The organism is Luteibaculum oceani (assembly GCF_007995015.1).
Taxonomy (GTDB): Bacteria; Bacteroidota; Bacteroidia; order Flavobacteriales_D; family Luteibaculaceae; genus Luteibaculum; species Luteibaculum oceani.
This window is the reverse complement of record NZ_VORB01000020.1, coordinates 1-1,605: the sequence shown is the minus strand read 5'-3', so window position 1 is coordinate 1,605 and position 1,605 is coordinate 1. Positions and strand designations below refer to the sequence as shown.

Genomic DNA, 1,605 nt, shown 5'->3' with positions numbered 1-1,605 from the left:
GAACATCCAGGGAGTATTTGGTAGCATCTACACGAAGGATGTAGTCTGTCGCTTGATTTGTACAACCAAAAATATCGGTAACCTCCACTGCAAATTCTTGCTGGGTAAATACTTCCACGGTTTGGTTAGGACAGTCGCTACAACTGAATTTCGCTTTTGGCGTCCAGTTGTAAATAAGTCCGGGGTATTCGGGAAGCTGAGTGGTAAACGAATCGCCTTTTACAATGAGCGTATCGAAGAGGTTAGGCAGAATAATGGTAGAATCTAACCCTACGATGTTCGCTACAACGGTTGCGGTATCGCGACAGCCTTTTAGGTTAAACACCGCCACTTTGTAGGTATAACTATTTCCAATGGAATCGCCAATAGCGCTAAAGCGTACGTTGGCACCAAAAGGCACTGCCAGCAGCGTGTCGGGCGACCAACTGTAGGATGACCCTCCTGATGCTGATAAGGTGTCAATTTGATCGATACACACCTCAAAAGTTCCGCCTTTGGCCTTAGGCAATGGGTTCACGGTAATTTGTTTTTGCAGCTGATCGCTACAGTTTTCAGCCTGATTGCTCACAAACTGCTTGATGGTATAAGTTCCAGGAGATTTGTATAGGTGTTTTAATACCTGCTTTTTCGAAGAACTTACCTGTCCGTCGCCAAACTCATACCGCACATCTTGTACGTTGTTGGTGTTGGAGGTAATAAATACGGTGTCGTTTAAACATACCTCGCTCGGAGCAAAGAACCCTGCCAATACTTGTTTTACACGTATGGATTTAGAGATGTTGTTTACACAGCCCTCTTTGGTGGTAAGCTCCAGATTAAGGGTTAGGAAGTTGGTTCCCGAAGGTTCGTTCACTGGATATACTGCTGGGTTGGTACTTCGGGTATCCACTCCATTTCCGATAATCTGCCACTGGAACTGATCTACGTTTATTCCGGAAGTAAACTTCATGGCCAAATCGCTGCGGTTACACACCTCGTTAACCGATTCTATTTTGGCCGTTGGAATGGCCACTTTGATGGTTTTCTCTATGGATGCAAAACACCCAGCTGAGGTAACGGCCTCCAAACGTATGGTCTTGTTGCCTCCAAGGAGCGATAAATTAAAGTTAGGGATAAACGGACTTTGCAATACATCGTTGATATACCAGTTGTAGGTGGTTCCTAACTCTTGGTTTACCATAGCAATACGCACCCTATCGTTATCGCAAAGGGTTGTGTTAAAATCTAAGAGCCCATCGATGGTGAAATCGGGGGTTGGGATGTCTTGAATTTCAATGTCGTTGCGATAGCTGTTGATACAACCGGTGGTTTTATTGAGCACGGTGGTCGTTACGGTAAACCGTCCAGAGGAGACAAAGCGGTGCGAGCGGTTAGGCCCAAACTCTAGCTGAGTACCATCTCCATAATCCCAAGAGATTTGTACGTTCTCTGTAGATGTTGCGCTAAAAGGTACCGGAGCGTTGATACAAGCCTCAGTTGGTACGCTAACATTAGCCGAAGGAATTTTATTGACCGTAAAATTCACCCTATCGTTCAATAGCTTCGTGCAACGACTGTTGCCCATGTCTTTAAACCCAGCGATGTAATAGGTGTACGAACCTACGG

General features: G+C 45.4%; 1 protein-coding gene. It reads right to left on the bottom strand.

Translation table 11 applies throughout. The features are described 5' to 3' along the window. Positions 1-1,605 (bottom strand): PKD domain-containing protein (locus FRX97_RS12110; RefSeq protein ID WP_147015483.1); only part of this gene is annotated, 1,605 nt, incomplete at both ends.